At 65.3% G+C, this 7,640-nt stretch carries 4 protein-coding genes; 3 read left to right on the forward strand and 1 reads right to left on the reverse strand.

Annotation, left to right across the window (positions count from 1 at the left end):
• Positions 1-118 precede the first annotated feature (118 nt).
• Positions 119-601, forward strand: coding sequence for a (2Fe-2S)-binding protein (locus RAD16_RS08445; RefSeq protein WP_458157395.1), 483 nt, complete (start codon positions 119-121; stop codon positions 599-601).
• Positions 601-4,113, forward strand: coding sequence for a molybdopterin cofactor-binding domain-containing protein (locus RAD16_RS08450; RefSeq protein ID WP_458157396.1), 3,513 nt, complete (start codon positions 601-603; stop codon positions 4,111-4,113). The genes RAD16_RS08445 and RAD16_RS08450 overlap by 1 nt, the downstream gene beginning before the upstream one ends.
• A 13-nt stretch (positions 4,114-4,126) precedes the next feature.
• On the opposite strand, the gene RAD16_RS08455 is transcribed toward RAD16_RS08450, so the two are convergent.
• Positions 4,127-5,095, reverse strand: coding sequence for a catechol 2,3-dioxygenase (locus RAD16_RS08455; RefSeq protein WP_458157397.1), 969 nt, complete (start codon positions 5,093-5,095; stop codon positions 4,127-4,129).
• 439 nt (positions 5,096-5,534) lie between these two features.
• On the opposite strand from RAD16_RS08455, the gene RAD16_RS08460 reads away from it, so the two are divergent.
• Positions 5,535-7,274 (forward strand): ATP-binding protein, encoded by a 1,740-nt coding sequence (locus RAD16_RS08460; RefSeq protein WP_458157398.1) that lies wholly within the window; start codon positions 5,535-5,537, stop codon positions 7,272-7,274.
• Positions 7,275-7,640 lie beyond the last annotated feature (366 nt).

The raw sequence follows: 7,640 nt of genomic DNA on the forward strand, positions 1-7,640 counted from the left end.
CGCGCTGCACTGCGGCATGCACGGCTTGCACGTTTGTGTACAAACGGTATCGTCGCGACGTAGATTTCGAGCGGTTTGGATTTTTACGATCGCTTGGTCGCGAAGCTTGGGAACGAGGATGACGCAGGCACCGATCCGCCTCACCGTGAACGGCAGGATCCACGAGGTCACAGCGGCGCGCGATACGCCGCTGCTCTACGTGCTGCGCAATGATCTCGCGCTCAACGGTCCGAAATACGGCTGCGGCCTCGGTGAATGCGGCACCTGTACTGTCCTGATCGACGGCGCCGCCGCGCGCTCCTGCGTGATTCCGATCGGCGGCTGCGCCGGCCGCGACATCGTGACGCTCGAAGGCCTCGGCACCCGCGACAAGCCTGATGTGGTGCAGCAGGCCTTCATCGACGAGCAGGCCGCGCAATGCGGCTATTGCCTCAACGGCATGATCATGACCACCAAGGCGCTGCTTGCGATCAACCCGCAGCCCACCGAGCAAGAGGCGCTGGCGGCGCTGCGCTACAATCTCTGCCGCTGCGGCACCCATGTCGAAATCCTGCGCGCCGTGATGCGCGCATCGGGCCAGTTCGCCGAGGCCGCTGATTGATGGCCTCCCCTCTCTCGAACGAAGCTGAGCGGGGCTCGCTCGTCGTCGTCCGCACCGTGGACGAGGTCACATCTGAAACCTTCATCCGCATCACCGCTGACGGATCGGTCATGGCCTATAACGGCCATGTCGATCTGGGCACCGGCATCCGCACCGCACTCGGCCAGATCGTCGCCGAAGAGCTCGACGTGTCCTTTGCGCGCGTCGTCGTGGTGCTCGGCGATACTGCATTGGTGCCGAACCAGGGCGCGACCATTGCGAGCGAAACCATCCAGATCACCGCCGTGCCCCTGCGCAAGGCGGCGGCGCAAGCGCGCCACCTCCTGATCGAGCGCGCGGCGGAGCGGCTGGAGCTGCCGGCCTCCGAGCTGAAGATCGAGGACGGTCTCGTCCGCGGCCACAATCGCAGCGTCAGCTATGGCGAGCTGATCGGCGGCGAGACCATTCGCCTCGAGCTTGCCGACGACGTCGCGGTCAAGGCCGTCGGCGACTACGCCATCGTCGGCCAGTCGATGCCGCGCGTCGACCTGCCCGCCAAGGCCACGGGTGAATTGACCTTCGTGCATGATATCCGCGTGCCCGGCATGCTGCACGGCCGCGTGGTGCGCCCGCCCTACGCGGGCGTCGATGCCGGGCCGTTCGTCGGCACCAGTCTGATCGCGGTCGACAAATCCTCGATCCGCGACATTCCCGGCATCGTCGCCGTGGTCCACATCGGCGATTTCGTCGGTGTCGTTGCCGAGCGCGAGGAGAATGCGATCCGCGCGGCGGAACAGCTCGCGGTGAGCTGGAAGCCGACGCCGGCGCTCACCGATCTCGCCGATGTCGAGACCGCCCTGCGCGCCAATCCGTCCACGCCTCGCACGCTGATCGACAAGGGCGACGTCGATAAGGCGATTTCAGGTGCGGCCAAGCCGATGCAGCGCACTTATGTGTGGCCATATCAGATGCACGCCTCGATCGGCCCGTCCTGCGCCGTCGCCGATTTCCAGGACGGCAATATCCGCGTCTGGTCCGGCACGCAAAACCCGCACGTGCTGCGCAGCGACCTCGCGCTGCTGATCGAGCGTCCCGAGAGCGAGATCGATGTCATCCGTCTGGAAGCCGCCGGCTGCTACGGCCGCAACTGCGCCGATGACGTCACCGCCGACGCACTTCTGCTGTCGCGCGCGGTTGGCCGGCCCGTGCGCGTGCAGTTGACGCGCGAGCAGGAACACATTTGGGAGCCCAAGGGCACCGCGCAGCTCATCGACGTCAATGGCGGCCTCGACACCGAAGGCGGCATCGCCGGATACGATCTCGCCACGCGCTATCCTTCGAACGCAGCACCGACACTCGCCCTTCTGCTCACCGGGCGCATCTCGTCCGAGCCTGCCGTGCTGCAGATGGGCGACCGCACCGCGATCCCGCCCTACGATTACGACAACATGCGCGTGGTCGCGCATGACACGCCACCGATCGTGCGCGCCTCCTGGTTTCGTGGCGTCTCGGCGCTGCCGAACACTTTTGCGCATGAATCCTATATCGACGAGGCCGCGAGCGAGGCCGGCGTCGATCCGATCGAGTACCGCCTGCGCTATCTGAAGGACCAGCGCGCCGTCGATCTCGTCAACGCGGTCGCCGAACGTGCGTGCTGGACGCCCCGCCCCGTCCGCGAAGAGAAGGACGGCGAGGTCGTGCATGGGCGCGGCTTTGCCTATGCGCTCTACGTCCACAGCAAGTTTCCGGGCTATGGCGCGGCATGGTCGGCCTGGATCGCCGACGTCGCGGTGAACAAATCCACCGGCGACGTCAGCGTCACGCGCGTCGTCGCGGGCCAGGATTCCGGCCTGATGATCAATCCGGACGGCGTACGCCACCAGATCCACGGCAACGTCATCCAGTCCACCAGTCGCGCGCTGATGGAGGAGGTCTCGTTCGAGCGCGGCGCCGTGGCAGCGCGCGAATGGGGCGGCTATCCGATCATCCCGTTCCCCGACGTGCCCAAGATCGACGTCTTGATGCTGCCGCGGCCGGACCAGCCGCCGCTCGGCGTCGGCGAGTCCGCGTCAGTGCCGAGCGCGGCGGCGATTGCCAATGCGATCTTCGATGCCACCGGCGTGCGCTTTCGCGAGCCGCCGTTCACGCCGGAGCGCATCCTGAAGGGCCTGCACGGTGAGGCGTCACTGGCGCCGCAGGCCCTGCCCGCGCCCGCTACGTCCAAACCTTCGCGCATCTGGGAGAATCCGTTCGCCAAACGCGCCGGCCTTGTCGCGACGATCGCAGCCCTTTGCACCGCGGCGATCGGCATCGGCGCCGCGCTCCTGCCCGGCCGCGCCATCGCGCCGATCGCGCGGCCCGACGCCTCGGTCTATTCCGCGGCGACCATCGCGCGCGGCCAGCAGCTTGCCGCGCTCGGCAATTGCGCGGAGTGCCACACCACGATCAACGGCGTGCTCAATGCCGGCGGCCGTGCGCTGGAAACGCCGTTCGGCACGATCTACTCAACCAACATCACGCCCGACGTCGAGACCGGCATCGGCGCCTGGTCCTATCCCGCCTTCGCGCGCGCCATGCGCGATGGCTTGCATCGCGACGGACGCCAGCTCTATCCCGCCTTCCCCTACACGCACTTTGCGAAGACTGGCGATGCCGACCTGCAGGCGCTCTACGCCTATCTGATGGCGCAGCCAGCGGTCCGCGCGAGCGCGCCGGCGAATGCGCTCCGCTTCCCGTTCAATCTCCGCCCGCTGCTGGCGGGCTGGAACGCGCTGTTCCACGACACAAGAGAGTTCAAGCCCGATCCCGCCAAATCCGAGGCCTGGAATCGCGGCGCCTATCTCGTCGAAAGCCTCGGCCATTGCAGCGGCTGCCATTCGCCGCGCAACGCGCTCGGCGCCGAGCAGCGCCAAGCTTATCTCGCCGGCGGATTTGCCGAGGGCTGGGAAGCGCCGCCGCTCACTTCGCTCTCGCACGCACCGATCCCGTGGAGCGAGGACGAGCTGTTCGCCTATTTGCGCACCGGCCATTCGCGCTATCACGGCGTCGCCGCCGGCCCGATGGCGCCTGTTGTCAGGGACCTCAAAGCGCTGCCCGACCAGGACATCCGTGCGATGGCGGTCTATCTCAATTCATTCAACGACGCCGCGGCCGACGCGCCCGTAATCGCCGCCAAGCTAGAGACCGCAACGCAGGTCACCGTCGCCTCGTCCACTGGGGCGCGGCTCTACCAGGGCGCCTGCGCCGTCTGTCACGAGGTCGGCGGCCTGCCGCTGTTCGGCAGCCGGCCCTCGCTCGCGCTCAACAGCAATCTGCACAGCGCGTCGTCGGATAATCTGGTGCAGGTGATCCTACACGGCATCGCCGATCCCGTGTCGAGCGACCTCGGCTACATGCCCGCATTCGGGAATAGCATGAGCGACGCGCAGATCGAGGAGCTCGTCAGTTTCCTGCGCAAGCAGTTTGCACCGGATAAGCCGGCCTGGAGCAGCATCCGCGAAACAATCGCGCGGGTGCGATCGTCAATGCACTAAGCGAAGCGCGCGATCACGCGTGCTTCTTCGCCTCCACCGGCGGCGTGCCGTGGGTGTGGAAGGACTCGATCGTCTTCAATCCCCAGGCCTGGCCCTTCTTGCGCTCCTCCTCGGTCCACACGATCGGCTTCCAGTCCGGCGCGAGAATGAGGCGGGCGCCGGCATTGGCGACCTCGACGCGGTTGCCGCCGGGTTCGTAGACATAGAGGAAGAAGGTCTGCTGGATCGCGTGCTTGTGCGGGCCGGTCTCGATGTGCACCCCGTTCTCCAGGAAGATGTCGGCCGCGCGAAGAATCTCCTCGCGGCTGTCGAGCGCGTAGGTGACGTGGTGGAAGCGGCCGCGCACGCCGGAATGGTCGAGCGAATAGGCGAAGTCGTAGCTCTTGTTCGACATCGTCAGCCACATCGCGGCTTCCCGTCCGTCATTGAGCACGATCTGCTCGGTCAGCCGGCAGCCGAGATAATTCTCGAAGAACTCGCGGTTGGCCTTGATGTCGGTGGCGAGGCAGTTGAGGTGGTCGAGGCGGCGGACATTGACGCCGCGCGCGGGAAAGCGCTGCGCCTGGTTCTTCAGCGCGGGCTTCAGCTCCGGCGGGGCCTGGTACCATTCGGTCTCGTAATAGAGCTCGACGATGTGCCCGTCGGGGTCTCGGCAGCGGAAAGTCGGCCCCTGCCCCATGTCGCCGTCGATCCAGCCGATGTCGAAGCCGGAGCCCTTCAAGGCGGCGACGCGACGCTCCAGCGCCTGCTGGCTGCGCGCGCGCAGCGCCATGTGCTCCATGCCTGAGGTCTTCGACGCCGTGAGCTTGAGCGAATAGCGCTCATAATCGTCCCAGCCGCGCAGATAGACCGACTCGCCCTTCTGCCCGCTCACGGTCATGCCCATCACGTCGACGAAGAATTTCAGACTCTCGTCGGGCTTCGGAGTCAGCAGTTCCATGTGGCCGAGATGGGCGAGATCGAGGATCGGTTCGGGCTGCATGGTTTCCTCCTGGCGAAGCTGGCGACCCGCTGCAGCGGATCGTGCAATCGAGCGCGGAGCCGCAAAAGGCTCGAGCGCCCGGGGCGGCATCGGGGCCGCGGGTTCATTTGTACTAATGTACAAATGATTAGGTCCCGTCAACAAATCATGCACCGTCGCCCCTTGCCGCGCATGGCGCCAACCCAGGGAACCGGCAATCCGCCAAACGGCGGACAGACTGCCCGGATGGTAAAATCTTCCTTAAGCGCTTCCGGTCTCAACGGCCTAGAAAAGCGCCAGTTTCCGGACGTTTCAGCCCACAAGTATGCATGAGCAACAAACTTCCCGGCCGAATTGTCGCGGATTTAACAAAGCGGCCGCGCCTGCCGTTTAACCGTTTGTCCAGCGACGGCCGCGCATAGTCCGAACAAACCCCTCGCTCTTGCCAGGTTCATTCATCGTGACATCCTTTGGACGCGTGATTTCGGTTCGCGGATCGCTCGCCCGGGTCGGGCTTTTGGCGGCAAACCAATTGTCGATCTCGGAAGTTCGGGCGACCGTCGGCCGCTTCGTCAGCATTCGTTGTTCGAGCTCGGTCATCGTCGCCATGATCACCGAGGTCTCCTGCGAGAACCTGGGGAGCACCGACAATTACATCGCCATCGCCTCGGTCGATCTGCTCGGCGAAATCCTCAATGCCGCCGACAAGGCTAAATTCCAGCGCGGCGTCACCAATTATCCGACCATCGGCGATGCCGTGGACCTGATCACCAGCCAGGAGCTGCGCACGATCTACGCGCCGACCGGCTCGGACCAGATCAATGTCGGCTTCCTCCAGCAGGACCGCTCGGTCGTCGCCTATGTCGACGTCGAGGAAATGCTGTCCAAGCATTTCGCCGTGCTGGGATCGACCGGCGTCGGCAAATCGACCGGCGTGTCGCTGCTGCTCAACGAGATCCTGAAGGCGCGCCCGAACCTGCGCATCTTCCTGCTCGACGTCCACAACGAATATGGCCGCTGCTTCGGCGACCGCGCGCTGGTGCTCAACCCGCGCAATCTGAAGCTGCCGTTCTGGCTGTTCAACTTCGAGGAAATCGTCGACGTGCTATTCGGCGGCCGCGCCGGCGTGCCGGAAGAGCTCGACATCCTCGCCGAGGTGATCCCGCTCGCCAAGGGCGTCTACACCCAGTACCAGAATGCCGACCGCATCGGTCTGAAGCGCATCGATCCCAAGCAGATCGGCTACACCGTCGACACCCCAGTGCCTTATCGCCTAGTCGATCTGATGTCGCTGATCGACGAGCGCATGGGCAAGCTGGAAAACCGCTCCTCGCGCATCATCTATCACAAGCTGATTTCGCGCATCGAGGCGGTGCGCAACGATCCGCGCTACGCCTTCATGTTCGACAACGCCAATGTCGGCGGCGACACCATGGCCGAGGTCATCAGCCATCTGTTCCGCTTGCCCGCCAACGGCAAGCCGATGACGGTGATGCAGCTCGCCGGCTTCCCGGCCGAGGTCATCGATTCCGTCGTCTCGGTGCTGTGCCGCATGGCCTTCGATTTCGGCCTGTGGAGCGACGGCGTCTCGCCGCTGCTGTTCGTCTGCGAGGAAGCGCACCGCTACGCCTCCGCCGACCGCAATATCGGCTTCGGCCCGACCCGCAAGGCGGTGTCGCGCATCGCCAAGGAAGGCCGCAAATACGGCGTCTATCTCGGCCTCATCACCCAGCGTCCGGCCGAGCTCGATGCCACCATCATCTCCCAGTGCAACACGCTGTTCACGATGCGTCTTGCCAACGACCGCGACCAGGCGCTGCTGCGCGCCGCGGTGTCGGACGCCGCCGCGAACCTGCTCTCCTTCGTGCCGTCGCTCGGCACCCGCGAGGTGCTGGCGTTCGGCGAAGGCGTCGCGCTGCCGACGCGGCTGCGCTTCAAGGAAGTGCCGCCGCACCAATTGCCGCGTGGTGAGGCCACCATCTCGAGCGTGCCGTCGGTCACCTCCGGCCACGACATGCATTTCGTCAGCGCCGTGCTCGAACGCTGGCGCGGCGCCACGTCGCAGCGCGACGTGCCGAACGACCCGGTGTTCTCCGCGCCCCCCGCCAAAACGCTCGGCGCCGCCGAAGCCCCGATGCTGCAACCGTCGATGGGCCTCGACCCGGATCGCTTCTCGCTGCTGAAGAAGCCGCTGCGGTAGGGCCACGCTCGTTCACCAACCTCGTCATTGCGAGCGCTGCGAAGCAATCCAGAATCCCACCGAGGAAAGGCTCTGGATTGCTCACATGGGGATTTGGTGTGTCAAGGTTTATGGTCAGCTTTTTGTTCGATTGCGGGCCAGCTCTTCGTCCCGACCGCGGGAAGTTTGGGATGGCGCGCGCAGATCAGGTCAAGACCGGCCCGTGAGGGCCGCCGCGAAGCGGCTTGGTCTTGACCTGAGCGAGCACGCCTTCAGGCTCGTTAGGTTGGGAAGAGCGGCGTGAACTACTCCTATGGTTGGCGATCCAAGGGTCGAGCCGGTTTTGGCAATCTGGTTTGCATGCCAGATCAAACTCACATTCGGTCG

This window comes from Bradyrhizobium sp. 18BD (assembly GCF_054185225.1).